The 26,707-nt window shown below is 35.6% G+C and carries 28 protein-coding genes and 6 tRNA genes; 12 read left to right on the top strand and 22 right to left on the bottom strand.

The annotated features are described in order from the left end of the window. Positions 1–5: 5 nt before the first annotated feature. Positions 6–815, top strand: coding sequence for an HAD family hydrolase (locus tag TX86_RS00160; RefSeq protein ID WP_042345151.1), 810 nt, complete (start codon positions 6–8; stop codon positions 813–815). Positions 816–876: 61 nt separating this feature from the next. On the opposite strand, the gene TX86_RS00155 is transcribed toward TX86_RS00160, so the two are convergent. The 3 genes from TX86_RS00155 to TX86_RS00145 all read right to left on the bottom strand — a co-directional run bounded on the left by TX86_RS00155 (position 877) and on the right by TX86_RS00145 (position 3,733). Continuing rightward, positions 877–2,382, bottom strand: coding sequence for a sodium:solute symporter family protein (locus TX86_RS00155; RefSeq protein ID WP_042345148.1), 1,506 nt, complete (start codon positions 2,380–2,382; stop codon positions 877–879). Further along, a complete protein-coding gene (locus TX86_RS00150; protein ID WP_042345147.1) occupies positions 2,379–2,573 on the bottom strand; it encodes a DUF3311 domain-containing protein in 195 nt (64 codons plus the stop codon). Before TX86_RS00150 ends, TX86_RS00155 begins: the two co-directional genes overlap by 4 nt. Before the next feature lie 125 nt (positions 2,574–2,698). After that, complete coding sequence (locus TX86_RS00145) at positions 2,699–3,733, bottom strand: aromatic ring-hydroxylating oxygenase subunit alpha (RefSeq protein ID WP_042345145.1); 1,035 nt, start codon at positions 3,731–3,733, stop codon at positions 2,699–2,701. Positions 3,734–3,969: 236 nt separating this feature from the next. Here TX86_RS00145 and TX86_RS00140 point away from each other — a divergent pair, with 236 nt between their 5' ends. Next, on the top strand, positions 3,970–5,352 hold the full coding sequence (locus tag TX86_RS00140; RefSeq protein ID WP_042345140.1) for a sigma-54 interaction domain-containing protein: 1,383 nt from the start codon (positions 3,970–3,972) through the stop codon (positions 5,350–5,352). A gap of 87 nt (positions 5,353–5,439) precedes the next feature. Here TX86_RS00140 and TX86_RS00135 read toward each other — a convergent pair whose 3' ends face one another. The 4 genes from TX86_RS00135 to TX86_RS00120 form a co-directional block, all read right to left on the bottom strand. Further along, on the bottom strand, positions 5,440–5,652 hold the full coding sequence (locus TX86_RS00135) for a DUF3006 domain-containing protein (protein WP_042345138.1): 213 nt from the start codon (positions 5,650–5,652) through the stop codon (positions 5,440–5,442). A gap of 12 nt (positions 5,653–5,664) precedes the next feature. Beyond that, a complete protein-coding gene (locus TX86_RS00130) occupies positions 5,665–7,164 on the bottom strand; it encodes an MBL fold metallo-hydrolase (RefSeq protein WP_052343490.1) in 1,500 nt (499 codons plus the stop codon). 76 nt (positions 7,165–7,240) lie between these two features. Then, a complete protein-coding gene (locus TX86_RS00125; protein ID WP_042345137.1) occupies positions 7,241–7,483 on the bottom strand; it encodes a DUF2584 domain-containing protein in 243 nt (80 codons plus the stop codon). A 40-nt stretch (positions 7,484–7,523) separates the two neighbouring features. Then, positions 7,524–8,309, bottom strand: a complete 786-nt coding sequence (locus TX86_RS00120; protein WP_042345136.1) for an alpha/beta hydrolase family protein — start codon at positions 8,307–8,309, stop codon at positions 7,524–7,526. Positions 8,310–8,409: 100 nt separating this feature from the next. On the opposite strand from TX86_RS00120, the gene TX86_RS00115 reads away from it, so the two are divergent. From TX86_RS00115 to TX86_RS00105, 3 genes are read left to right on the top strand one after another with little or no spacing between them, the layout of a single operon-like run. Continuing rightward, entirely contained in the window at positions 8,410–9,408 is a 999-nt protein-coding gene (locus TX86_RS00115; protein ID WP_042345135.1) for an ABC transporter substrate-binding protein, read from the top strand. Between the two features lie 11 nt (positions 9,409–9,419). Continuing rightward, the gene (locus TX86_RS00110) at positions 9,420–10,205 is read left to right on the top strand and encodes an ABC transporter ATP-binding protein (RefSeq protein ID WP_042345134.1); all 786 of its coding nucleotides are present in this window, start codon (positions 9,420–9,422) and stop codon (positions 10,203–10,205) included. Further along, positions 10,189–10,983: an ABC transporter permease gene (locus tag TX86_RS00105; protein WP_042349980.1), complete on the top strand. Its 795-nt coding sequence runs from the start codon at positions 10,189–10,191 to the stop codon at positions 10,981–10,983. The genes TX86_RS00110 and TX86_RS00105 overlap by 17 nt, the downstream gene beginning before the upstream one ends. A 69-nt stretch (positions 10,984–11,052) precedes the next feature. Here TX86_RS00105 and nagZ read toward each other — a convergent pair whose 3' ends face one another. Together nagZ and ytkD are read right to left on the bottom strand one after the other, a co-directional pair. Beyond that, positions 11,053–12,303 carry a beta-N-acetylhexosaminidase gene (gene nagZ, locus TX86_RS00100; protein WP_042345132.1) on the bottom strand — a complete coding sequence of 417 codons (1,251 nt, stop codon included), beginning with the start codon at positions 12,301–12,303 and terminating at the stop codon, positions 11,053–11,055. 126 nt (positions 12,304–12,429) lie between these two features. Further along, positions 12,430–12,903, bottom strand: coding sequence for an RNA deprotection pyrophosphohydrolase (gene ytkD / locus TX86_RS00095; RefSeq protein WP_230203549.1), 474 nt, complete (start codon positions 12,901–12,903; stop codon positions 12,430–12,432). Positions 12,904–13,163: 260 nt separating this feature from the next. Between ytkD and TX86_RS00090 the strand changes: the two genes are divergently transcribed. Beyond that, a complete protein-coding gene (locus TX86_RS00090; protein ID WP_439096714.1) occupies positions 13,164–13,430 on the top strand; it encodes a DUF6154 family protein in 267 nt (88 codons plus the stop codon). Between the two features lie 212 nt (positions 13,431–13,642). Beyond that, the gene (gene ytzI / locus TX86_RS26010; RefSeq protein ID WP_154663024.1) at positions 13,643–13,786 is read left to right on the top strand and encodes a YtzI protein; all 144 of its coding nucleotides are present in this window, start codon (positions 13,643–13,645) and stop codon (positions 13,784–13,786) included. Positions 13,787–13,827: 41 nt separating this feature from the next. Here ytzI and TX86_RS00085 read toward each other — a convergent pair whose 3' ends face one another. Next, entirely contained in the window at positions 13,828–14,301 is a 474-nt protein-coding gene (locus TX86_RS00085; protein ID WP_042345125.1) for an S-ribosylhomocysteine lyase, read from the bottom strand. Between the two features lie 200 nt (positions 14,302–14,501). On the opposite strand from TX86_RS00085, the gene yidD reads away from it, so the two are divergent. The 3 genes from yidD (at position 14,502) to TX86_RS26005 (ending at position 16,102) form a co-directional block, all read left to right on the top strand. Further along, the gene (gene yidD, locus TX86_RS00080; RefSeq protein WP_042345123.1) at positions 14,502–14,732 is read left to right on the top strand and encodes a membrane protein insertion efficiency factor YidD; all 231 of its coding nucleotides are present in this window, start codon (positions 14,502–14,504) and stop codon (positions 14,730–14,732) included. Between the two features lie 148 nt (positions 14,733–14,880). Further along, entirely contained in the window at positions 14,881–15,861 is a 981-nt protein-coding gene (locus tag TX86_RS00075) for a metal ABC transporter solute-binding protein, Zn/Mn family (protein WP_042345121.1), read from the top strand. A gap of 79 nt (positions 15,862–15,940) precedes the next feature. Continuing rightward, positions 15,941–16,102, top strand: a complete 162-nt coding sequence (locus tag TX86_RS26005) for a DUF1540 domain-containing protein (RefSeq protein ID WP_081707508.1) — start codon at positions 15,941–15,943, stop codon at positions 16,100–16,102. Positions 16,103–16,504: 402 nt separating this feature from the next. Here the strand turns inward: TX86_RS26005 and menC are convergent, their stop codons facing one another. From menC to TX86_RS00045, 6 genes are all read right to left on the bottom strand, one after another. Then, positions 16,505–17,608 carry an o-succinylbenzoate synthase gene (gene menC, locus TX86_RS00070; protein ID WP_042345116.1) on the bottom strand — a complete coding sequence of 368 codons (1,104 nt, stop codon included), beginning with the start codon at positions 17,606–17,608 and terminating at the stop codon, positions 16,505–16,507. 3 nt (positions 17,609–17,611) lie between these two features. Further along, the gene (locus TX86_RS00065; protein WP_042349978.1) at positions 17,612–19,096 is read right to left on the bottom strand and encodes an o-succinylbenzoate--CoA ligase; all 1,485 of its coding nucleotides are present in this window, start codon (positions 19,094–19,096) and stop codon (positions 17,612–17,614) included. A 127-nt stretch (positions 19,097–19,223) separates the two neighbouring features. Continuing rightward, positions 19,224–20,042 (bottom strand): 1,4-dihydroxy-2-naphthoyl-CoA synthase, encoded by an 819-nt coding sequence (gene menB, locus TX86_RS00060; protein ID WP_042345113.1) that lies wholly within the window; start codon positions 20,040–20,042, stop codon positions 19,224–19,226. Positions 20,043–20,047: 5 nt separating this feature from the next. Next, entirely contained in the window at positions 20,048–20,863 is an 816-nt protein-coding gene (gene menH, locus TX86_RS00055) for a 2-succinyl-6-hydroxy-2,4-cyclohexadiene-1-carboxylate synthase (RefSeq protein WP_042345111.1), read from the bottom strand. Then, positions 20,847–22,601: a 2-succinyl-5-enolpyruvyl-6-hydroxy-3-cyclohexene-1-carboxylic-acid synthase gene (gene menD / locus TX86_RS00050; protein ID WP_042345109.1), complete on the bottom strand. Its 1,755-nt coding sequence runs from the start codon at positions 22,599–22,601 to the stop codon at positions 20,847–20,849. Before menD ends, menH begins: the two co-directional genes overlap by 17 nt. Then, entirely contained in the window at positions 22,598–24,004 is a 1,407-nt protein-coding gene (locus TX86_RS00045; protein ID WP_042345107.1) for an isochorismate synthase, read from the bottom strand. Before TX86_RS00045 ends, menD begins: the two co-directional genes overlap by 4 nt. A gap of 305 nt (positions 24,005–24,309) precedes the next feature. Between TX86_RS00045 and TX86_RS00040 the strand changes: the two genes are divergently transcribed. Next, complete coding sequence (locus TX86_RS00040; protein ID WP_042345106.1) at positions 24,310–25,245, top strand: 1,4-dihydroxy-2-naphthoate polyprenyltransferase; 936 nt, start codon at positions 24,310–24,312, stop codon at positions 25,243–25,245. A 132-nt stretch (positions 25,246–25,377) separates the two neighbouring features. Beyond that, positions 25,378–26,121, top strand: coding sequence for a TraR/DksA C4-type zinc finger protein (locus tag TX86_RS00035; RefSeq protein WP_042345104.1), 744 nt, complete (start codon positions 25,378–25,380; stop codon positions 26,119–26,121). Positions 26,122–26,177: 56 nt separating this feature from the next. Here the strand turns inward: TX86_RS00035 and TX86_RS00030 are convergent. From TX86_RS00030 to TX86_RS00005, 6 genes are all read right to left on the bottom strand, one after another. After that, positions 26,178–26,249, bottom strand: a tRNA-Glu gene (locus tag TX86_RS00030). A 10-nt stretch (positions 26,250–26,259) separates the two neighbouring features. Beyond that, a tRNA-Ser gene (locus TX86_RS00025) sits at positions 26,260–26,350 on the bottom strand. A gap of 11 nt (positions 26,351–26,361) precedes the next feature. After that, positions 26,362–26,436, bottom strand: a tRNA-Asn gene (locus TX86_RS00020). An 8-nt stretch (positions 26,437–26,444) separates the two neighbouring features. Next, positions 26,445–26,521 (bottom strand) — tRNA-Ile (locus TX86_RS00015). Positions 26,522–26,527: 6 nt separating this feature from the next. Further along, a tRNA-Gly gene (locus tag TX86_RS00010) sits at positions 26,528–26,601 on the bottom strand. 7 nt (positions 26,602–26,608) lie between these two features. After that, positions 26,609–26,684: transfer RNA gene (locus TX86_RS00005), tRNA-His, on the bottom strand. Positions 26,685–26,707 lie beyond the last annotated feature (23 nt).

Genomic DNA, 26,707 nt, shown 5'->3' with positions numbered 1-26,707 from the left:
TTTCCATGCTACTATTTACTTCCGATTTAGACCGAACACTGATTTATTCAGACCATATGATAAAGAAATTCCCTTTTGTAGGTGAAAGCATTCCTGTAGAATTCAAGGATCAACAAATCATCACATATATGTCAAAGCAATCGATTGAATTGTTAAAACAAATTAACCAAAACCAGTACTTTGTTCCAGTCACAACAAGAGCATACTATCAATATAAGCGAATCTCCATTTTCCAAAATGAAATCAAGCCAAAATATGCGGTTGTATGCAACGGTGGTACAATTCTCGTCAATGGAAAAATCGATGTAGACTGGCACCAATATATCCATAAGAAAATAGCTACAACTTGCGCTCCTAAAGAAGATATGATGACTGCTTTTGCAAGAATCCGTCATTCTTCGTGGGTTGTAAAAGAATTCTATGTTGATGATTTCTTTTATGTTTTTCATATTATTCAAGAGTCTATTCCCCACTCAGAATTACAATCTTTTGAGGAGGAATTACACACTCTAGGTTGGAGATTATTTTTACATGGAAAAAAACTTTATATTCTTCCATTTCCTTTAGATAAAGCTGCTGCTGTTGCTAGAATACAAGAACAACTCGATTATGACCTTCATATAGCTGCAGGAGATTCCGTAATGGATTATAGTATGATTGCTAGTGCCAACATTGGTTATAGTCCAATACACGGAGAATTATTTGAGAAGCAACCAAATGCTGCAAATGCAAACTGGATTCAGCAAAATGGGGTACGCTCGACTGAGGAATTATTATCCTTAATCCTTTCCTTGCAAAAGACTCCTACACTTTGAGTCAATCGAAAAATAGCCATACATCTACGCTTTACGCTGTAAATGTATGGCTATTAATCACCTATTCTTTTACTACTTCTAAAGACTCATTCCTTACCACTGACTCTTCTCGTTCAGCTTTACTTACCGCTTTATAATTTCTAGTAAAGGCACTAACTGCTAATGTAATAACAATATTAAGAATAACAACTACTAATCCCACATCAAAATCTTTTAAGACTTGTGGAAATGAAGGAAATAAATCACCAATTGTTGTATTCGTAATTGTTAAATAAGCAACCATCGCTACACCTGAAACCATCCCAACAATTGCTCCAGGAAGCGTAACCGGATTTTTCTTAAATAAACTAAAGAAAAGAGCAGGAAATAGTTGTGCCATCAAGCTATAAGCCATTAAATACAATGTTGAAATCGTTTTTCCACCATTAAAAGTACCGTAAAGCGCAACGATTGCAATAATCGGAACAAAAATACGTGTTATGTTTGCTAATTGTTGATCAGTTGTCTTCGGCTTCCAAACTTTATACACATTATTAGCAACTATAGTTGCCGCAGATGTAAGAAGCAGTGAACTAGGTACTAGAGCGGCTAATGCTCCAGCAGCACCAATAAAACCAACAAGCCAAGGGTCAAATGACATTTTAGCAAATTTAAATAATACTAAGTCTGTACTTGCACCACCAAGATCTGTAACTTGGAGAGTAGCAGCAAATCCGATAAATAAAGCAAATATTAAAATAGTTGAATAAATAGGCATTGTTGCAGCAGTCCAGCGGATGGACTTGGCGCTTTTAGACGCGTAAACCGAAGTATGCATATGCGGCCACATATAATAAGATACACCTAACATAATGGTAGTTGTGATAAACCACGTTGTGCTTAGTCCACTATCAGGTAGTGTAAGAAAATCAATTTTCTCTTTATCAATTGCTTTAAACATAGATTCAAAACCACCATAATAATGCATAGGCAAATAAATACCCATAAATACAATTACAGCTAGAATCATAATATCCTTAATAATGGCAGTCCAAGCTGACCCACGTATACCTGAAATAATAACGTAGAATGTAACAGAAAGAACGCCAATGAAAATAGCTACATTAGGTGAGATGGCTCCGTAAGAAGCTTCCGATACTATTATCCCTAAACCTTTCAATTGGACAATTAGATAAGGAATAATAGCGATAATACTAATAATAGCTACGATAACGCCTAGAGTAGTACTATCGTATTTTTTCACATAAAAATCAGACTGTGATAATAGTTTTTGCTCTTTTGAATACTTCCAAATTGGAGGTAAAATCCAATAGGCTACTATAAAGAAGAAGCAATTAAACACGTAAATGGCAGACATTCCAGAGGAAAAAGTAAAGCCAGTAGCCCCTAAGAATGTAAATGTCGTGAATATCTCTCCTGCTAACAAGACGAAAATAAATATTGTCCCGAAGCTCCGACCGCCAACCGCCCATTGCTCCATATCCATATCTTGACCTTTTCGAGCAAACAGTCCTAATATAATGGCTAATACTAAAAAGCTACCGATAATTACGATTGAAATATTCATGACTCACTCTCCTCTTTATTATCAGGATCAACTTTATACGCTAAAAGTAAAAAGACTGAAGTGAGTATTACCCAAGATACCTGCCAAAAAAGAACAAAAGGAAGTCCTAATACATACGGCTCAACTCGATTAATTACCATTAAACACCCTATAGCAGGGATTAAACTTAATATGACAGATAGCTTCTTCATCAGGTTTGCTCCTCTCTCATCAAATGAGTATATGATGTGATACATTCATTTGTAGGTATGTTACATGAATTGAAACGCTTACAAACAAACATTAGCCAAATGACCATACATATATTCTCAATCTATTATTCATTCATTGCTTTTCCAATTAATTGATGAAAGTATTGTAGGCCTTGCTCAGTTGGTGAATATATTCCTCTTCCAAATGCCTTTGAATGAAATCCTTTTTGTAGAAGTTCCACAAGACCAAAATCTTCTTCTCGTACTTGATCCACAAATTTAATTAGTTCTTCTTGTTCTTCCGTTAACTCTGTGTTTGCAAAATAATAGCGATATACAGCTAATGTGCGTTCTTCATCCAGTGGATATAGTTGTGTTGTAGTCATATTTCCATTACCCGGATAAATACTAACCATCATATTTGGCCAAACCCAATAGAAACGTGCCCCATCACTTTCCTCTTTATTTCGAACCGTTGAACATTGATAAGAGTAATTATCACTTGGAACAATACTATAATTGGATAAGTCAAAAGTTCTTGAGAAGCCAGGATGAGCAATTGGACAATGATCACATTCTAAGTAATTATCAACTACAGCCTTCCAGTTTGCTTCAACTACTCGTTGATTTTCACGACATAAAATTAAAGAATCTAGAAAATCATATTGACCTATATCTTGTAAAAATGTTGCATATTCTTCATCAAACGCTTTAGCATCTGGATCTAAATTCACAAAAATCATTGAGTTACGTATCGCTAATTGAATACTGCGCATACAACTAAATTCACCTAAATCCTTCGTATCGAAATTAGGTGTTCTATGAACTTTACCATCTAAATGAAACGTCCAGCCATGATAAGAGCACTGTAATATTTTCTTTTTGCCTTTTTCACTCGTTTCAATCCTTGTTCCACGGTGAGGACAAATATTATATAAAGCATGAATATTACCATCTTTAGCATGCGTAATAATAATTGGTTCTCCTGCTAGTTCAAGAGTGAAAAAATCTCCTATATTCGCTAACTGACTTGTATGTCCTACTAGAATCCAATTCTTCGAAAAAATCGCTTTCATTTCTTTATTATAAATTTCTTTACTAACATAATTGTCATAAGGCAATGTCGTTTCTAATGATTGTACATTGTTTGTTGAAGTCATTCTTCAAATCCTCCCTTTTAGTAATGAATTTTTTTCTTTCTAAATATTAGTAATGCAAGTATTGTGCCATTTACGAAAAACCTATTGCCATAGGGTTTATATCTTTTTTATCACCCTCAAAAGGAGATAAAATGTTATAATTAACTGAATTATTTCAATTTTGACTCAATTTAACTTTTATAAGATAGTACAAAATTTACTTAAAGAAAATCTCATCGTTTGAAAGGAGTCAGTCAATGCAAAAATCTATCGCTCATAAAGAAAAAATTGAAATCAGTATGGAAACAATGAAAAAAATTCTAGACTATTCTCCCAATGAAATTTACGTATTAAACAAAAATGGACAAGTTCTTTATGCAAATAAAGCTTATGAGAATCATTATGGACTCAAAGAAAGTGACATTATTGGAAAATCAAACGACGAATTTTTTTCTAAAGGCTATTGGAAACCTAGTATTCTGCCCCTTGTAATGAGCAGTAAACAGGAGACTACAATTACACAAGTCTCTTATATTGGCAAAGAAATCATAACTACTGCCATACCACTACTAAACGAAAATGAGGAAATAGAACTTATTATTACGACCGGGCAAGATCCAAACTATAAGGAATTATTACTTTCAAAAGAATCAAAGGCTGAGCCTACAAAAGTGGAACCTATTATTAATCCAATGACGACAAACAATAAGGAAATGAAAAATGTAGTAAGCTTAGCTCAAAGGGTGGCTAAAGTGGATACAACGATCTTAATCCAAGGTGAATCAGGAACTGGTAAAGGCGTTTTAGCAAAGTATATCCATGAAAAAAGCGCTCGTAGAAATGGACCTTTTCTCTCATTAAATTGTGCTACAATTCCCGAACATCTCCTTGAATCTGAATTATTTGGTTATGTGGAAGGGGCATTTACAGGAGCTACAAAGCACGGTAAAGAAGGGCTTCTAGAAATGGCTAATGGAGGAACGATTTTTCTAGACGAAATCGGCGAAATTTCACCTAGTACCCAAGTAAAACTACTAAAAGTTATTCAGGATTTAGAATTCATTCCAGTCGGAGGAAGAAAAGTTAAAAAAATTGATGTACGAATTATTTCAGCAACCAATCGAAATTTACATGAGATGGTACAAAACAAACAATTTAGAGAGGACCTATATTACCGACTACATGTTATTAATATACATATTCCTCCTTTACGAAAACGAAAAGAAGACATCATTCCACTAACTAATTATTTCAACACGCTTTTTAATAAAAAATATCGTGTTAAACGACTAATTAGTAAGGAAGTTTTAGATGTCTTTTACCGTTACTCTTGGCCAGGAAATATTCGTCAATTAGAAAACATGATTGAGAGTCTTGTCGTAACAAGTGATTCAATTATTGAATTACGCAACTTACCTGATATACTTTTTCAAAAAAACAACTCATCTTCTACCCTATTAAACACCTCAGACGTTACTTTACAAGATGCCCTAGATGACTGTGAAAAAAGCATAATTGTCAACTCCTATAGAAAATACCGAAATACAAGAAGTGTTGCAGCAGATCTATCGATTAGTCAATCTAAAGCATCAAGATTAATTCGGAAATATTGTAAAGACATAGATTTTACGATTGATTAATAATTGTCTTACACAATTAAACGTAAAAAAGGAGCTGTCCATCGTCTACTATATCAACGCATGGACAACTCCTAACTTCCTATTTCGTTAATCTTCCCAAATTGAATCTAATAGAGATTTTATTTCATGGCTTCTTTTTTCAGTTGCAACTTTATCCGTAAACCATTTGGCTTCCTTTAGCTCAACAACATCTCCAACAGCCACATCTTCTCCTACACTTGCACGTGGAAAATCTTTTGTTTTTCCATCTATCTCAATAATAACAAACTCATCTTCAAAGCGATCAACTATCCCTCTCATCTAAACACATCCTTATTGTGGAGTAAAAGCAGTTTGAGTACTAGTTGTTTGACCATTAGCTGTAACAGTTATATCTCCATTAACCGTAAAGCCTTTAGCTGCACGCCCTGTTCTAAATGTAATAGTAGCAACACCATTTGCAGCCGTCACACCAGAATATTGTGTATCTGTTGATTTATAATGTAAGTTCAATTGAACATTTGCTCCTTGAACCGGCTTTCCGTTTTGATCTTTCACATTTACTGTCACCGTTACAGAAGCATTTTGACCTGGATTAGAATCATCAATTGTTGCATTTACTGTAATGGGTGTAGTCACTGTTGCATTACCCGCTGGAGCATTATTCACCTGATTACTAGCACTAGGCTGTTTACTAGTATTAGGTGATTGGCTAGATCCCGTATATTTCCAATCACTCTTATTTACTTCTAAATTATTACCATTGCTTTTGAATATAATCGTACCATCTGTATCTGTACGATATATTTTCGCACTGGCATTTGTAAGTCTCGCAAGAATTTCTTGCTCTGGATGTCCATAATTATTCTTTCCTACTTGAATTACTGCATATTTCGGTTGGACAACGTCAATAAACGCCTGACCTGTTGAATGTCTACTGCCATGGTGACCGACTAGCAGAACATCTGATTTCAATGTTTCACCTGATGCAATCATAGCTTCTTCGGACGGTAATCCAGCATCTCCTGTAAATAAAAATGAACGCTCACCATATACTAAACGAACTACAGCGCTCATTTCATTTGTCTCATTTGACACTCCAATTGGTGCGATCATTTTCGCTTGTACAGCAGAGTCTAGCTCAAGAGTAACTCCCGCTTGAGCAGTTGTAACTTTCAAACCTTTATTTTGTACCGATTGAAGTACCGATTGAAAAGTTTGTGTATTACTTTGTATTTTAGGCATATAGATTTTTCCGATATCGAATGCATCTATAACGGCATCTATGCCACCAATATGGTCAGCATCAGGATGTGTGCCAACTAAAATATCTACTTTCTTCACACCTAATTGATTTAAATAAGCGACCATATCATCTTCATCATCATTATTTCCACCGTCAATAACCATTACCTTCTTATTCGGTGTAACAATAACCTGAGCTGCGCCTTGACCAACGTCTACAAAGTGAACTTCTAATGTTCCTTTAGGTGTTTCAACCTTCGTTACTTCTGTAGCTTTTGGAGTTTCTTGCTCAGTTGTTTGTTTACTCTCATCGGGTTTCTCTTCTTTTTTCACTTCTTCTTTTTGTTTTTCTGTTTCATTTTTTGTTTTTTCTTCGACTGAAGATTTCTTTTGATCTTCAGCAGGCGAATCAACTGGAACTATAATAATAGAAAAAACAAAGACAGCTAAAGAACACGTTAAAAACAGCGCACTCGCTTTCGTCGATTTCAGTTTTAAAAATTTTAGACTTCCTTTAATTACCCCTACAATACCAAACAAAATACCTAGTAAAGATAATAAAAAAAGTATTGATGCAACGGCTATCATGGATTTACCCCTTTTCTTATTAGTCTTATGTAATACTTATATTTTATCAGAAAAAACAGACCCTAAAACGGGTCTGTTAATTAACCGAATGTAATGAAGTTAATTCATATGTAATGTGCGTCGAATCATTTTCCCACACGACTTTCTTGATTACCGCTGTTCCAATGGATTCACCATGCATTGTCTTTCTAATATCAATCGGAATTTCCATCGGATATAAGCGATACCCACTTTTAATTAAAGAAAAATCGTTGCTATTAATTCGCTGTTCATTCCCTTTTGTTACAATCATTGTATTTAGCTCTAGAGGCATTCCCACATTAATCTCCTCCTTTCTACTATTTATATTTTATCATTTTTCACTTTTGATTTTTCATCCAATTCGTTAACTTTTCAACCGTTTGTCGATTCACTCTCGGTGGAAAATAGTGCGTGTATTCCTTGAAGTACCAAGTTTCTACGGTCTTGTTTAATGCTTTTAATTTTTCTTCTAGAATTTCAGCATGTACGACAGAAACATTATAATCTTGGACACCATGAATAATGAGTACTGGACAATTCATTCTTTCTAATTGATTTAACGGTGTACGCCATTTATATCGCTCAGGATATTTCGAAGGAGTTCCTCCGATGACACGCTTCATCATTCGGCGTAAGTCCACCCGCTCTTCATATGTTAAGAACATATCAGAAACTCCGCCCCAAGTAACAAGTGAGGCTATCTTCTGGCATTCAATTGCTGTCCACAATGCCATTACCCCTCCACGCGAAAAACCAAACACATGTATTCGACTCACTCGTTGATGCTGCTCTAATAATTGAAAAGCCGCAAAAGCATCGTGACGATCATCACCAGCGAAGTCTTCTACTCCTTCACCTCCTCGATTCCCTCGATAAAAGGGAGCAAAAACAATAAATCCTTGAGAAGCAAACTGAATAATCCTTCCTGGACGAACTTGTCCAACATTGTTTTGTCCACCACGTAAATAGAGAAAGCCATCTAGTTTATCCTCTCCCTGTGGTTCAGCTAACAATCCTTTTACCTTTAGTCCTTGAGATAGATATGTTACTATCGACAGTTTAATTTCAGGATGCGGAGAAGGAAAAAGACTCCGTTCAATTATTACATCATCTATTACATTCATTTTATTACTCCTTTATCCTTTGCTTTTTTCACACAATAGGCATTCACACATTTTTCACTCCTACATACGATATGTTGAAACCACTATAGGAGGATCGATTATGAAAAAATGGGTTAAAGTATGTATCAGTTCTTTACTTATCTTGTCCATGCTAACATTCATAGTTGCATGTGGCAAAGAAGAAGCCAAAACCGTGCGAGTAGCTGAAGTAACACGCTCAATCTTTTACGCTCCTCAATATGTTGCATTAGAAAAAGGCTTCTTTAAGGATGAAGGATTAAAGGTAGAATTAACAACTACTTGGGGTGGTGACAAAACAATGACTACCCTCTTATCAAATGGAGCTGACATTGCATTAGTCGGTTCCGAAACATCCATATATGTTCACGCACAAGGATCAAAAGATCCAGTCATTAACTTCGCTCAGCTCACACAAACAGATGGAACATTCCTAATCTCTCGGAACAAAATCGATACCTTTACATGGGATATGCTAAAAGGCAAGGAGTTCCTTGGTCAGCGTAAAGGTGGCATGCCTCAAATGGCTGGAGAATTCGCATTGAAGAAACATAATATTGACCCACAAAAAGATTTGAAGCTTATTCAAAATATTGATTTCGCAAACATTCCAAATGCTTTTCTTTCAGGAACTGGCGACTTCGTTCAACTATTTGAACCACAAGCTAGCATCTTTGAGCAAGAAGGAAAAGGCTATATTGTTGCTTCATTTGGAACAGAATCAGGAAAGGTTCCATATACATCATTCATGGCTAAAACAAGTTACTTAAAAGATAATAAAGAAACAGTTGAGAAGTTTACGAAAGCTATTCAAAAAGCCCAAACATGGGTAGAAAAAAATAGTGCAAGTGATATCGCTAAAGTCATTCAACCATACTTTAAAGAGACAGACTTAAAAACAATTGAAATGGTTGTAGATCGCTACAAAAATCAAGGCTCATTTGCGACAGACCCTATTCTCGACAAAGAAGAGTGGAATAATCTAAAAGCCATTATGAAAGAAGCTGGAGAATTACCGAAAGATATTGGTTATGACACATTAGTTAATACTGACTTTGCCAATAAAGCTGCGAAAGAGTAAGGAACTTGACTATGAGCTTTCTTACAATTGAAAACATCCACCATGTCTATTTCTCAACTGCACATGCCAATACAGCATTAGAAAATGTGTCAATGTCTATAGAGGAAGGTGAATTTGTTTCCTTCCTTGGTCCAAGTGGCTGCGGAAAAACCACCTTATTATCCATCATCGCTGGCTTATTGAAACCTACTAGTGGTGTAACCAAATTAGATGGTGATTCAGACTATACTGATAAAAAACAAGATATCGGCTATATGCTACAACAAGATTATTTATTTCCTTGGAAAACCATTCGCGAAAATATCTTATTAGGGTTAAAGCTTCAAAAGAAACAGCAAATAGAGCTCGAATTACGTGCACTTAAACTGTTAAACGAAATTGGCTTAACCAATGTCGAAAGTCTGTATCCAAGTCAACTGTCTGGAGGTATGCGCCAACGAGTAGCACTCGTCCGAACATTAGCAACCAATCCAAAACTACTATTATTAGATGAACCTTTCTCCGCGCTAGATTACGTAACAAAGCTTAAATTAGAAAATCTTGTTTTTACAACTTTAAAAAATTTTAATAAAACCGCTGTTCTTGTAACTCATGATATCGGAGAAGCAATTGCCATGAGTGACCGTATTTTTATGTTTGCAGCTAAGCCAGGGAGACTATATCAAACATATACTGTACCTGAAGAATTGAAGAATTTAGCTCCGTTTGAAGCTAGAAATCATCACTTATATTCTTCCTTATTTCAGACAATATGGAAGGAGTTTGAGGGCATTGAAGAACATGCAACCAAATATTAAAACCTTACATGAACAATATCGACTAGGATTGCGTAAAGAGCAAAAATATGTTCGCTTATATCAAGCTTTCATCTTTGTCTGCTTTTTTGGTCTTTGGGAAATAGCTAGTCGACTTAGCTGGATTGATCAATTAATTTTTAGCGCACCTTCACACATCGTTAAATTATTTATTGAAAAAATCCAAGATGGAACCTTGTTAGGCAACGTAGGTGTAACATTATTTGAAACAGTACTTGGGTTTATTCTCGGTACATTGCTAGGTACTTTGCTAGCGGCAATACTTTGGTGGTCTCCGTTTCTCTCTAAAGTTTTAGATCCCTATTTAGTCATCTTGAATGCAATGCCAAAAGTTGCTTTAGGACCTATATTAATCGTCGCTTTAGGACCAGGATTCACCTCTATTATCGCAATGGGAACGATTATTTCCATCATAATTACAACGATAGTCGTCTATACATCTTTTAGAGAAGTGGACCCCAATTATATTAAAGTACTCCAAACATTCGGTGCATCTAGAATACAATGCTTTCAGGAAGCCATCCTTCCCGCTTCATTGCCAACAATCATCTCTACCTTAAAAGTAAATGTTGGTTTATCATGGGTTGGCGTAATCGTTGGTGAGTTTCTCGTGTCAGCAAAAGGCTTAGGATACATGATTATATATGGCTTTCAAGTATTTAACTTCACACTCGTGCTCATGTCACTCTTACTCATCGCCATCTGTGCAACTGCCATGTATCAATTAGTTGAGCTATTAGAAAGAAAATTAATTAAGTAAAAAAAAGGAGATTGGCTGTAGTATGGCGTAATAAAACATACAGTCAATCTCTTCACTTATTTCTCTATATCACCTAGCGTTAGCTCCTTTGGTAACCAACAATTCTGAAATTTGTTGATTAATATCTTTAATATTTACAGGACCCGTTACTTGGTCAGACAATTGATATTTTTGTTTTAACGTAAGAATTCTATACACACTTTCATCTAGTCTTGCTTTTGTAATTTTATTCGTGTTAACTGCTACTTTCAAGGCATTTAACACCGCTGTTACATTTCTATAGTCGTGACAAACAAGCACAACATCAGCACCTGCTTGAATAGAGAGAACAGCTGCCTCTCCAATTTTGTGATATCTTGTTATAGCCTTCATCGTTAAATCATCAGTAAACACTACACCGTTAAAGTCTAACTCTTCACGAAGCAACTTCGTAATGACTGTTTGTGATAAACTAGCAGGGTTTTTATTGTCCAAACTTCTCAAAAGTATATGTGCAACCATTACTCCATCCGCTCCTTCTTCAATGGCTGCTCGAAATGGTTGCAATTCAAATGAGCGTAATTTTTGAAGTGGTGCATCTACAATTGGTAAGTCTAAATGAGAATCTGTTTTTGTATCACCATGCCCTGGAAAATGCTTCACTACTGAAATGACTTTGTTATCTTGTAAACCTTTCATTGTCTGTATGCCGAGTTTGGTCACAATATCTGGACGATTACTAAATGATCGGTCACCAATGACTGGATTATTCGGATTACTGTTAATATCTAATACAGGAGCGAAATCCATATTAAATCCGAAGCTTTTTAATTCTTTAGCAAGAATACTACCTACACCATAACTATATGCCGCATTATTTATTTTTCCTATTGCCTCATTCGTCGGTAACCCATTTATTTCTGGAGGCATTCTCGATACACGACCGCCTTCTTCATCTGTACTAATAAACAAAGGTATTTCACTTGCTTGATGTTGAGTTTTAATAGTATTAATAAGGTTTTTTAATTGATTTGCATTCTGTACATTACCTCCCATGATAATAATGCCACCCACTTTATCTTTAGTAAGTAAGTTACGATTATTTGAAGTTAATCCTGTTCCTTCAACGCCGGCTATAATTAATTGGCCAATTTTCTCATCAATACTCATTGCATTCACTTTTTGCTGAATAATATCTATAGGTGGCTTTTCTTTTTTCTTCATTTCCTGATTACTTCGTTGCTGTTCAACTGATGAACTTGTACTCGTTCTTACATCATTACAGCCTGAAAGCATTAACAATGTAGCTACTATTATTAGACATCCTTTTTTTACGACCATAAATATACGATCCCCTTATCCATCAATCTGGAACTCTTACTAGCATTTCAGTTTATTAGCAGTATCATTCAAAAATAACCTTTTTCGTATTATAAAAAAAGTCCACCATATAAATGACGGACTTACTTATACAAGTTGTAATTTCTTCACTTGTTCCAAACTTAATATTATGACTTGATCACGCATAATAAAACTATATTTTTCTTTTGAAAAAGTTTCTGGTAGTTGCTCTACAATAACTGCACCTTTTGTTTCCATATAATCCGCTTTTGTTTCCAGCGATACTACCTTAGCAAAATAGACGTTTTTAACAAAATGACTACATTTATCTTGTACCTTGTATTGACCTATATAAATTAGCTCATCAATATGAGCACCTGTTTCTTCCCAAACTTCTCTGATGGCAGCTTGTTCAATGGTTTCACCCTTTTCTCTTTTTCCACCTGGAAATTCTAAGCCTCTCACTTTATGTTCCGTCATTACCCACCCAAGTGGGCTGTGTACAATAACGAGAACATGATTAGGCGAAGAAGAAAAAGGATGCGGCTTCGTTGAGAAACACACTTTATTTCCATTTGCATCTATAAAATTATTAACCACTTGTATTCTCACTTTCATTACGAGATGTATACTATTACTTTACAGTAAATATAATACTAATGAAAGAAATTCAAATGGCTTTTCCGTTATTCCATTTTCTTCATTATTTTTACAATTCATTTGAAAGAAAGATTAAAAAGGATCTAATAAGGGTAAAAAAGTATAAGAGGAAAAATAGAATTAATATGATACAATATACTATAAATAGTAGGAATTTTTAATTAGTTACTTTCAACTATCTTTTATGAACTGAGGTGTTTATGTTGAAACTCATTGATGATTTATTTGAACACTACCGCACTAAATTAACAGGTGATGACGAAGATATCGATATACTTGCTTTAGCTGTACTGGAACAATTAGATCAAAAAGATATTATTGAACATATTCTTGAAATGGATGATGTTGAATTACGAAGCTTTTTTGGACTTTACATAATCGAAACATTAAAAGGAAAGTTCGCAGATGCTAACAATCCAACACGATCAAAAGAAGGCTACCCATCTCAATATGGTAACCTTCATTAATAATTATAGACGCAAATTTCGCAAAAACAGTCCCATTATACATAACGTATTTGGGACTGTTTTTTTGTTACACCTTAATGGCAATATCGCTTCCCACCAATCTAAGAATACATTAATTAACATTTTCGTGCTGTTTCAGTTCTAAAAAACAATAAATGCCATGGTAATATAATACATATACAATTTTACAACAGGCAGGAGTGGAAAAGTTTTTGACTACCGTACTAATTATCTGTTTAATGATTATATTTATTGTCATTATTTTAAGCGTTATAACGATTACAAAGGCCTATCAATTCAAGCATACAATTGATTCACTTCCTCCAGAAGAAGAAACCGATAGAAAAGAGCAATAAAAAAAGGAAGCTGGCTAAAATATAGCCAGCTTCCTTTCTTATTACGCAAATACTTGCTCTAGCTCTTCTCTTGAATGAGTTAACCAGAATTTCATTAGTTTCTTAGCACCTTCTAAATCATGCAATTTTGCTTGACCACATTGCTTTTCATTAGCCGCTGGTACCTCAACTACTTCAATACCGTCCTTCATCGTATCCTCTAAAACATCAATAATTTCCGCTACTGTAGGCTCTCCACTAACAACTAAATAAAAACCCGTTTGACATCCCATAGGAGAAATATCAATAACATCCCAATTAGGATACTTCTCAGAATGCTTACGAATATTATAAGCTAATAAATGCTCTAAAGTATGAATAGCATCTGGCTTCATTGCTTGTTTATTTGGCTGACAAAAACGAATATCGAATTTATTTACGACTCCGTCACTACCTACTTTATGAACACCACAATGTCTAACATAAGGTGCTTTCACCGCATTATGATCTAATTCAAAACTTTCAACTGATGGCATATGTTTCACTCCTATTTTTATAAATATTCTCACTCTTCATAATATAACTAATACGATATATTTTCAGCATATTACCTTCTTTTCTAGAAATAATTTTTATTCACAACGTCTCACATTATATGTATGGGAGTGAAAGGTGTATAATAATAATCGAATACAAACATAAAAGTATTTTTTAACATATAAAGGATGAGCTACTTATGAAGAAACTTTTTTTATCCATAATTCACTTTTATCGTACAGTTATTTCACCTTTAAAACCTCCTACATGTCGTTTCTATCCTACTTGTTCTGCATATGGTCTTGAAGCCATCCAACGCTTTGGAGCCTGGAAAGGCGGCTGGCTAACATTAAAGCGAATCCTCAAATGCCACCCTTTTCATCCAGGTGGATTTGATTATGTACCTGAAAAAGAGCCTAAAAATAAATAATATTTATCGATAAATGACGAAAAAAATTAAACACGAAACGCTTGCTTTCGTGTTTTCTTTGCGTTAATATACAATATGTAAATCGTAATGATTTCGTTTTTTAAAATTTAAATCGTAATTACTACGATTTATTAGGGGGAAGAAAATAATGAAAAAAAGTATAATCTTATCGCTAATTCTTCTCTTCTCAGTGTTTTTATCAGCTTGTGGTAACTCGGAGAAGACAGGTGAAAAAAAAGAAGCCAATAAAGATGGCGTGAGTACAATTTATACAACTGTTTATCCTATCCAGTTCCTTACAGAACAAATTGGTGGAAAATATGTAAATGTTCAATCTGTATATCCACCAGGTTCAAACGAACATACGTATGAGCCATCTCAAAAAGATATGATTGATATGTCAGATGCTGATATGCTTTTATACATTGGATTTAATTTAGAAGGCTTTATAAACAAATCAAAATCAATCTTTGAAAAAGAAGACGTAAAAGTAATACCAGTTGGAGAAAATAGCTTAGCTGATCATGAAAAAGAACATAAAGATGAAGCCATCCATGAAAGCAATAATCAAGAAGAACATAGTGATGACGATGGACATAATCATGGTGACATTGATCCTCATATTTGGTTAAATCCTGAAATGATGATTCATATGGCTCAAGAAGTGAAAAAAGAACTCGTTTCATTAAATCCACAACAAGAGGAATACTTTGAGAAGAATTTAGAAACAGTTACTTCTAAATTAGAAGAACTAGATAAGCAATTTAAAGACACTGTTGATAACAGCAAGAAAAAGCCAATCATTGTTTCTCATTCTGCGTATGGCTATTGGGAAAAACGATATGGAATTGAACAAATTGCTGTAACTGGAATGGCGAACTCAAGTGAACCATCACAAAAAGAATTACAAAAAATGATGAAATTAGCAAAAGAACACGATATTAAATACGTCCTTTTCGAACAAAATGTTGATTCTAAATTAACTAAAATCATCCAAAAGGAAATCGGAGCTAAATCATTAACTCTTAACAATCTATCTGTACTAACAGATCAAAATATAAAAGACAAAGAAGATTATTTTAGCTTAATGGAAGCTAATATCACTACTTTAAAGAAAGCTTTAAACTAGTATAGCATCAATACGTTATTTACCATTCATGACTTCTACTTTTTCGTTCAAACTATCCTTGTAAGGAGGATGATTACAGATGGCAAAAGATGTAAAATGCGGTGTACACAGCTGTGCTTTTTGGAAAAGTGGAAATAAATGTGGGGCAAAAAATATCGTAGTTGAAATGTACTCTGAAGGAAAAGCAAAAACGAGTGGGCAAACAGGCTGCCAAACATTTCGACCAAAAGATTTGCTTTAGCAATCTTTAGAGGATTAAGACGGGACTTCCCTCTTAATCCTCTTTTTTTTCATTTAATTTTTACGAAAATAAAGTGGGGAATACTTAAAGGATAACGAATTACTGGAGGATTATATAAAGAACAGCCTTTAAATAAAACGCTTTCATTTTCTGTTACACTGAAATTTGCACTTCAACATTAATAATTCTTCTTCCAATAGGTCAGTAATCTCCATTATTACGTGTAAAGGTAATTGACGGTTTAGCAAGACTTCTGCTATTAAATATGGTTTCTTCTCTCTCTTCATATGCTCTACCTACCTGTATAATATATAGTTTTCAGATTATTCAAACTCTATACTACTATTATACAGGATTAGATAGCAAGTAAAAAATTATAAAATACCTATTTTTTGATATTTTTTATTTTAATGGAAAAGTTTCTATATAATTTGTTAGTTTATTTAGTACAGTCCAGTTGATTTGACACCCTATACCTATTTCTGCTGAAACCTTAACCTTACCATTTACTACAGTTAATTCTGGCTCAACAATATCTTCTTCCCAAAATCGTGAAGACGAAGAAATATCACCAGGTATGGTAAAGCCATCTAAAGTAGCTAATGCTAGATTATGCGCTCTCGAAATACCGAATTCAATCATACCACCACACCAAAGAGGAATATCATGCTGCATACTGTAATTATGTATAGCCAACGCTTGAGACCATCCACCAACACGCCCCATCTTCACACATAGTATCTTTGCGCTTTGCAGGGCAATAGCATTTTTAGCCATATTAAAAGACGTAATGCTTTCATCTAAACAAATTGGTGTCTTCAGTTGCTTTTGAAGTTCACTATGAAGCAGAAGATCATCATGCTCTAATGGTTGTTCAATCATCATTAAATGAAAATCGTCTAACCTACGAAACAACTCTTGATTATCTAATGCAAATGATGAATTCGCATCTACCATTAACGGTAAATCTTCATACTCCTTACGAATGGCTGAAATATACTCTATCGCATTATGAGGGCTTACTTTCACTTTATAACGCTTATAACCTTCAGCTTGATAAACTTCGATTTGCTGCAACGCTTTCTTCACATCGTTAGAAGCAATAACTACACCTGCTTCTACTTCCTCTCTGCTTCCTCCAAATAGCTTATATAACGGCTGTTTTTGTTGCTTACTATATAAATCCCAAAAAGCACATTCAAGCCCTGATTTGGCCATATAATGCCCTCTTACCGTTGCGAAAATCTTTTGTAAATTATGTGGATGCTTTAATTCTTGATGAAGAGCTGGAATCAAATACTCTTTTAATACATAGTAACAAGTTTTTATGGTCTCTTCCGTGTACCAAGGACTTGAGAAGGCAACGACTTCTCCCCATCCACTTATACCATTTTGATCTTTCACTTCAATAATAATAGCTTCTCTTTCTGTCAATGTACCCAAGGCATTATAAAATGGCTGTTTTAATGGAGCCGAAATCATACGTAACGTGATAGATTTAAGCATACTTTATTCCTTTGCCTCCATCATTTGTTTCAAATTTCTTCTTACTAATTTATTACTTGAGTTTCTTGGTAGTTCTTTAACAATATAGATTCGTTTAGGCACTTTATAAGATGCTAAATATTTCTGGCAATGTGCTTGTAACTCATCTAGACTTACTTGTGCTGATTCATGTACAACAACAAAGCCAACAGGAATTTGCCCCCACTTGTCATCCTCTATTCCAGTAACCCCCGCTTCAAATACAGCTTCATGCTTCATTAATGCCGCTTCGATTTCAGCGGGATATACATTTTCTCCACCAGAAATAATTAAATCTGAACGTCGATCCACAACAAATAAAAAGCCATCACTGTCCAGATAACCAATATCACCTGTTTTAAACCATCCATTTTCAAATGCCGCCTTAGTAGCATCTGGGCGATTTGCGTAACCCTTCGTCACGTTAGGTCCTTTCACAACAATTTCACCTACTTCATTAGCTTCTGCTAAACGAGAATCTACATGAATTTCAAGCTGTGATGGAAATAATGCTTTACCTGCTGAGCCTAGCTTTTCTATACTATACTCTGGTGAAAGTGTAACAATTTGCGAAGACGTTTCCGTCATGCCGTATGTTTGAAATACTGGTATTTCTTTATCTCTACAAGCTTCTAACAAGCTTAATGGTGCAGGTCCTCCACCAAGAAGCATACAACGCAATGTAGAAGGGTACTTTTCCTCACCAAGGTTAACAATCATACGATTTAATGTAGCCGTCACAACTGACATAATCGTAACATTATGCTTTCTGATAGCTAAATTAGCTACTTCTTCATCGAATTGCTCATGTACAACTACTGTCATTCCATAAATAACACTACGGTATAAGATTGATAAACCACTAATATGGAACATAGGAACTACACAAAGCCATATATCTTCTTCATGCAATCCTAGATTTAGCATTGAACCAACCGCACTCCACCAGTGATTACCGTAGGTTTGCATAACTCCTTTTGGATTTCCAGTCGTACCTGATGTATACATAATAGTAGCTGTTTTATTTAAAGCAAACTCTTTAACAATGGCTAATTCTTCACTAACTATCATAGAAGAAATATGCTCAATCATAATAATAGTAGCGCGATGACTATGTGTTCCCGCTACTTTTGTAGCGTACTTATCTTCCGTAATCAGCCACTTTAACTTCGCATCTTGAAACTGCCAAGCTAATTCCTCAGATGTTAACCTTATATTATGAAATACAATTTCCGCACCAATATGCATTAGCGCATGTATGGTTACAACCAGTTCAAAGCGATTTCCTACTAGAATACCGACTGAATCTCCGTTTTGGATACCTGTCGAGTGGAGCTTAGAAGCATATTCAATTGAATACTCATATAGCTCCTGAAACGTAACTTGCTTATCATTCATAATGAGTGCGATTCGATTAGGAGATAGTTCCGCTCGTTTCTTTAACCAGTTAGGTAACACAGTGTTTTGCATCATTCTTTTCAACTCCTCATAAGAAAAACCGTCACCGGTCCTTTTTGATGAATGTGTTTACATTCTTATCTTTTAAAAAAACCTGACAAAATAATTCTTTGTCAGGCTTTCCATTTTTATATGATAATCAAGGGAATTTAGGGAATTGATCAAAATTAGGTTTACGTTTTTCTTTAAACGAGTCACGACCTTCTTTTGCCTCATCCGTAGTGTAATAAAGAAGTGTTGCATCCCCAGCAAATTGTTGGATACCTGCAAGACCATCTGTATCAGCATTCATTGCTGCTTTTAAGAAACGTAAAGCCATTGGGCTCTTCTCTAACATTTCTTCACACCATTGAACTGTTTCTGCTTCTAATTGCTCTAAAGGTACAACTGTATTAACAAGACCCATATCTAGAGCTTCTTGTGCATTGTATTGACGGCATAAGTACCAAATTTCACGGGCTTTCTTATGACCAACGATACGTGCAAGGTATCCTGAACCGTAACCAGCATCGAAGCTACCTACTTTAGGACCTGTTTGTCCAAATACCGCATTATCAGCTGCAATTGTTAAATCACATACGATATGTAATACATGTCCGCCGCCGATTGCATAACCCGCTACCATCGCTACAACTGGTTTAGGAATTACACGAATTAAACGTTGTAAATCTAATACATTTAGGCGAGGAATTTGGTCGTCGCCTACATAACCACCATGTCCACGTACTTTTTGGTCTCCACCTGAACAGAAAGCTTTTCCGCCTTCACCTGTTAAGATGATTGCACCTATCTTTTCATCATCTCTTGCACGAGAAAAAGCGTCAATCATTTCGTTAACTGTCTTCGGTGTAAATGCGTTATGCACATGAGGACGGTTGATTGAGATTTTTGCAATACCATTATAAGAAGAATAAATTATTTCGTCGTATTCACGTTCTTGTACCCAATTAATTGCCATACTAGTTAAACCCTCCATTTTTCAACAAATTCACTTACTATTTTACCAAACTTTTCAGGATTCTCCACATGAATTGCATGTCCAACTTGTTTGACAACTTGCCAATCACAATTTTCGATGCGTTGTTTCATCTCATTTGCAATTCGACAATACTTCTCATCGAACTCTCCTGTTACAAGAAGTACTGGGTTAGTTATGGAATCTATATCATCCCACCACGAAGGTTGAGAGCCTGTGCCCATTCCAAGTAAGCTGTTTGCTAATCCTATTTCACTATTAGTAAGGCGTTGATTTTTTATTTTTTCTCTTACATCTTTCGCTAAAAGCCTTTGTGACTCGAAAAGAGGTATACCTTGCCAATAGTCTACAAATTTCGCCATGCCTTCACGAATAATTCTTTCAGCTAATGCTCCATCGCTTTGTCTTCGGCTAAGCCTTTCCACTTCAGTTGCGAGCCCTGGTGATGCACTTTCTAAAATAAGCGTCTGTACCCATTCATGATGGAGAATAGCAAATGTTAATGCTAATCTTCCACCCATCGAATAACCGAGAACATGTGCTTTTGTTATTTTTAATGTTTGTAAAATATTTCGTAAATCATTTGCCACTTCTTCAATGGCATATCGTTGTTTCGTATTAGGATGATCCGTTTGCCCATGCCCAATAATATCAGGCATAATACACATATAACGCTTACTTAAAGACTGTATCGTTTCTTTCCACGTTGAATAATCTCCCGTAAAGCCATGAAGCAATAATAACGGCTCACCTTGCCCCACTATTTCAACATGATACGATATATCATTACATTGTATATTCATCTTGATCACCCGAGAGAAAACGCACAATATCTTTTGAAACATCCTTCCACAAATTACGATGCTTTATGACATTCTCTTCACGGTCCGTTCTGACTTCAAGTACCTTTAGTCCATCCTTTTGGAAAGACTCTACAAATGCTTCTTCAAACTGTTTCCAGCTTTCCACTTTTGTATATTCCCCTCCATACATCTGAACAGCATGTGAAAAGTCTAAACCATGAGGTGTTCCAAACAACTCTTCAAAATACTCTTTCTCACTAGATTGCGGTAAAAATGAGAAGATACCTCCACCATCATTATTCACAACAATAATGGTTATATTTAAATTCAGCATTTTTGCAGCTAGTAAGCCATTCATATCATGGTAAAAGCTTAAATCACCGATAACCAACACTGTAGGCTTACCCTCTACACTCACACCAAGAGCTGTAGAGACTACACCATCAATCCCATTGGCTCCTCGATTCGCATAAACCTTACTATTTGTTTCATTACAGTGAAAGAATGTATCACAATCTCGAATTGGCATACTATTAGAAACAAATACATTTGCTTCATCCGGTAAGAGTTTACGCAACTCAGCAAAAATCTTACCTTCATTCATAGATGTTTCTTCCTGAATGCTCTGTAAACCTGTTCTCGTCAATTGATTTAATTGCTCCCACAATTCAAACCAGCGATGATTTTGTTGTGGTGATAGTTTCTCTGCTACACGACGACAGAATAAAGTTTCATCACAAGAAATCATTTGAGTAGCCATACCTGTTGGTTCTCTCCAGCCAGTTCCTCCATCTACAACAATATGAGTAACTTCCTTACTCTGCTTCATAAACAATGTAAGGGCTTTAGAAACAGGCATCGCTCCGAAACGAATGATAACGTCTGGATGCAATTCGCTTACCGCTTCATCTATACGCAAGAATGTATCATAGCAATCGATTACATGTGATTGATTCTTACTTGTTCTTAATTGTGATAACGGATCTGCTAAGATAGGGAATCCTAGCTTCTCAGCTAATTCAATCACTGCATCTGCGAAATGAGTATCGTGTATTTCTCCACAAACAATAATACCTTTTTTCTTTTTCGTTAACTCTTTCACTAATGCATCGATGCTTGAATCTTCTAGCACAGCAAAACTATCCATATGCATAGAAGTTGCTCTTCTACCTATATGGAAATAATCTTCATTCATATTTGGAATAAGCGGCTCTCTTACTGGAAAATTCAGATGCACAGGTCCCGCTGGATTTTGCTTTGCAACAATTGCGGCTCTTCTCGCAGTATTACGTACATATTGAATAGCACTATCCGTCATTTCAGGTATTGCCATTTCTGAAAACCATTTCACATATTGGCCGTAAAGCTGAATTTGATTAATAGCCTGAGGTGCTCCTACATCTCTTAATTCATGAGGACGATCCGCCGTCACAACGATTAATGGAACTCTTGATATTTGCGCTTCTACAATAGCTGGATAATAATTAGCAGCCGCCGTTCCTGAAGTACAAACAATCACTACTGGTTCTCTAGTTGATTTAGCTATTCCTAATGCAAAGAAAGCTGCTGAACGCTCATCAATATTTATATGTGTTTCAATAGTAGGATGTTTCAATAGCAGCATACTAATCGGTGTTGAACGTGACCCTGGGCTAATAACAGCATGTTTCACATTCATGCTTGAAAGCTCATCAATAAATGCTGCTGTATATGCTGTTAGAGTTTCTTGATGATTCACGATAAATCTCCTCCTAAAGCATTCAACATCGGCTTAAACTTAATCCATGTTTCTTGATATTCATCTTCAGGATTAGAATCTTCAACAATTCCACAACCAGCAAATAAAGATGCTTCTTTTCCTTGTAATAATGCATTACGCAGTGCAACCGCAAACTCTCCATTACCATACGCATCTACCCAACCAATTGGACCACCATATAAGCCACGTTCTAAACTTTCATGCTCTCGAATCCATTTCACAGCTTCTAATTGTGGTAAACCTCCTAATGCTGGCGTTGGATGTAGATTCTTCACTAAATCAATAATCGATATATGATCACTACACACTGCTGTTACAGGTGTAAACAAATGTTGAATATGCTTTAATTTCATTAATACTGGTGAATTCGGTACATTTAACTCCTTGCATAATGGTTGCAGAACATTCTTTATCATTGTTACAACATATTGATGCTCTATAAGATTCTTCGGATCAGTTAATAATTGGTTTCCTAATGCTGCATCTTCCACTTCTGTCTTTCCTCTAGCAATTGATCCAGCTAAGCATGTTGATAATACATGATTATCCTCTTTCTTAACCAATCTTTCAGGTGTCGCTCCAATGAAGCAATCACTTGCCGATTCTAAACTATATATATAACTCGAAGTGTGTTCTTTTAATAGATGATCAAGAACTGCATCCGATGATATTGGTTGTTGATACGTTAATCTTAATTCTCTAGCTAGAACAATTTTATCCATGCTAGAACTCTTTAATGTTTTAACAGCATCGGCCACTTGTTGTTTCCATTGATTCGGGTCAACTTCTTTTTTCTTCATTAAAACATTCTCATCAAATGAAACATTTCTATGAGCAGCTTGCCATAATTGTTCTCCAATTTCAAAAGCTTTAATAAAACGATTTACATCCTCACCTGGAGAACAAATAATATTCGTTGTAAAATACGTTTCATTATTCATATTCGAAATCATATAACGCGGTACATAAAAAAAGTTATCACCGAAATGATCCCATAGTAATGATTGACTCTTATTATAATCAAAAGAAAAAGCCCCAAATAAAATAGGTCCCGTCATAGGGATCTCTTTCTCACATTGAATAACACTATTGTTTAATAAGTCCTGCCACTCTTTTTCAATATTACTATATCTATGGTTATCTGGGTTTGTTTGTAACTTTTCCACTCTTCCTAGCCCAACAATTGCCGTTTCACTTGTCGGCTCCTGCCAGAACAAGCGCTCACCTAAGAATTGTTCTCTTCCTGCTATATAAAAAGAAAGGGGGCTGAGTGCCTGCACCTTGATTACTTTACTAAAAAGTACGGAAGTGTTTAATTCTTTTGCTTTTTGCACTGCTTTTTCTATGCCTTCAAGGAGCTTTGTTTCAAGTATGATAGCCATAAATCTCCCCCCTTTTTCCTTAACGTGATATACCTGTAGACCTATTTAAAGATACACCTCTTAATTCAATTGTGTCAACGATTCAAGATTAACCTAATTACTCTTCATTATAAGTCTGTTTCTTCCTTATTATTATATACTCTTTATTCTATCATATTTGTGATAATCCTTCTTATCTTAAATATAAAGTGATTGACAGCAACTATGTCTTTTCTTAAACTAACATGTGCAGACATGTTCACATTTTATGATATATGTCTTTTTGTTATGTTGATAACATACACTTTTAAGGGGAGACTACATTCATGCCAACTCAAATAAATACGCAGCCGGAATCGGTCACGCCGAACAAACCTGGTTGGAGAGTATGGTGGCAACTTACTAGACCTCATACACTAACTGCAGGCTTCGTTCCCGTATTAATCGGTACTGCACTAGCGATGCAAAGCACGGATATAAATCTACTTTTATTCAGTGCCATGCTTATTGCTACTTTATTAATTCAAGCTGCGACCAATATGTTCAACGAATATTATGATTTTGAACTAGGGCTAGATAATGAAAATTCAATTGGCATCGGTGGCACAATTGTACGAGATGGTGTTCACCCAAAAACAGTCCTGAAAATAGCCTTTTCATTATATGGTATTGCTGCACTTTTAGGGGTATATATCTGTGCAACCTCTTCATGGTGGCTAGTTTTTGTAGGTTTAGTTAGTATGGCGGTTGGATACTTTTATACAGGTGGGCCTTATCCAATCGCGTACACGCCATTTGGAGAATTGTTTTCAGGCTTCTTTATGGGAATGTTAATCATTCTAATTGCTTTCTTCATTCAAACTGGAACGCTTACATCCACATCATTCTTAGTATCTATGCCGATTGCATTTCTTGTTGGAGCTATCCTGCTTTCCAACAGTATTAGAGATATTGACGAAGACACTGAAGGTGGTAGAAAGACTCTAGCTATACTATTAGGTAAAAAGAATGCAATCGTATTCCTTGCAGGAATGTTTACAGGGGCATATGTATGGATAATTGTTTTAGTACTATTAAATATCGTAACACCATGGGTATTACTCGTAATTCTAAGTGTACCTAAGCCATTAAAAGCTGTTAAAGGATTTATTGGCAAAGAAACACCGCTACAAATGATGCCTGCTATGAAGGCAACAGCACAGACGAACACGATTTTTGGTTTCTTATTATCAGTTGGACTCTTTCTAAGTTATTATCTTTAATTCCTAAAGGATGCTTCATAATGAAGCATCCTTTTTATTATGCCTGTTTTATTATGGAATAAATCAAACTCAGAATGATTTTTCTTAGAAAGCTTATACTATGTATGACGTATAAAAGGAGGTTCTAAGCATTTGACTATACCTAATAAAATACAACATTTCAAACAGCTTTTATTACAACAAAGAGATGAAATTGAACATACAATCGAACGTTCAAATTATAATGCAGATGAAAGAAGCTTAAAAAACTCAGTAGATGAGCTTTCTTCCTATGATAATCATCCTGCTGATTTAGGGACCGAATTATTTGAACGTGAGAAAGACCATGCACTTGAAGAACATGCTTTGCTAGAAATAGAAAAAATCGATTTGGCTTTGAAAGCCATTGAAGAAGGAACATATGGGAAATGTATTATTTGTGGTGTTAAAATTCCTGATGAACGCTTAGAAGTTGTTCCTTACTCTCTGTATTGTGTTGAACATACACCTGAACAAAATTTAGCTTCAGATTACAGGCCTGTAGAAGAAGACATCATACGTCCACCAGAAACAAATTCATATGATACAAACAAAAGTCCATATATATCTGATTATCTAGACAGCTTCCAAGAGGTAGCTCGCTATGGAACATCAGAAACACCATCAGATTTCGTTGGTGACTATGACACCATGAGCAGCCTCTATAATGATGGTGATGATCAAGAAGGTTTTACAGAGGATATCGAAACATTTATTGCTACAGACATAACAGGAGAAAATATTATTGTAGTTCCATCGGTCGCTCATGAAAATTACGAGGAAGTTTTAGATGATGAAAATATTGAATCAATAATGGGAGACATTCCTTATAGAAAAACAGACGGATACGAAGAGTAATCATGATTTCCGAACAAACAAAAAAGCATGTAGATTATTCTACATGCTTTTCTTTATGACCCGTACGGGATTCGAACCCGTGTTACCGCCGTGAAAGGGCGGTGTCTTAACCGCTTGACCAACGGGCCAAATTATATATGGCGGAGAAGGAGGGATTTGAACCCTCGCGCCGGTTACCCGACCTACACCCTTAGCAGGGGCGCCTCTTCAGCCTCTTGAGTACTTCCCCATATATAAATATGGCTCCGCAGGTAGGATTCGAACCTACGACCGCTCGGTTAACAGCCGAGTGCTCTACCACTGAGCTACTGCGGAACAATGTATGGTGGGCCTAAGTGGACTCGAACCACCGACCTCACGCTTATCAGGCGTGCGCTCTAACCAGCTGAGCTATAGGCCCATTTTTTGGAGCGGGTGAAGGGAATCGAACCCTCATCATCAGCTTGGAAGGCTGAGGTTTTACCACTAAACTACACCCGCAAATCTATGGGGCGACTGATGGGAATCGAACCCACGAATGTCGGAACCACAATCCGATGCGTTAACCACTTCGCCACAATCGCCGTTACATTTATATTTTAAAATT

Source organism: Bacillus massiliigorillae (genome assembly GCF_000380245.2).
Lineage (GTDB): Bacteria > Bacillota > Bacilli > Bacillales > DSM-1321 > Bacillus_AD > Bacillus_AD massiliigorillae.
Note: the sequence above shows the minus strand (reverse complement) of the source record. Positions and strands in the feature narration are given on the sequence as shown.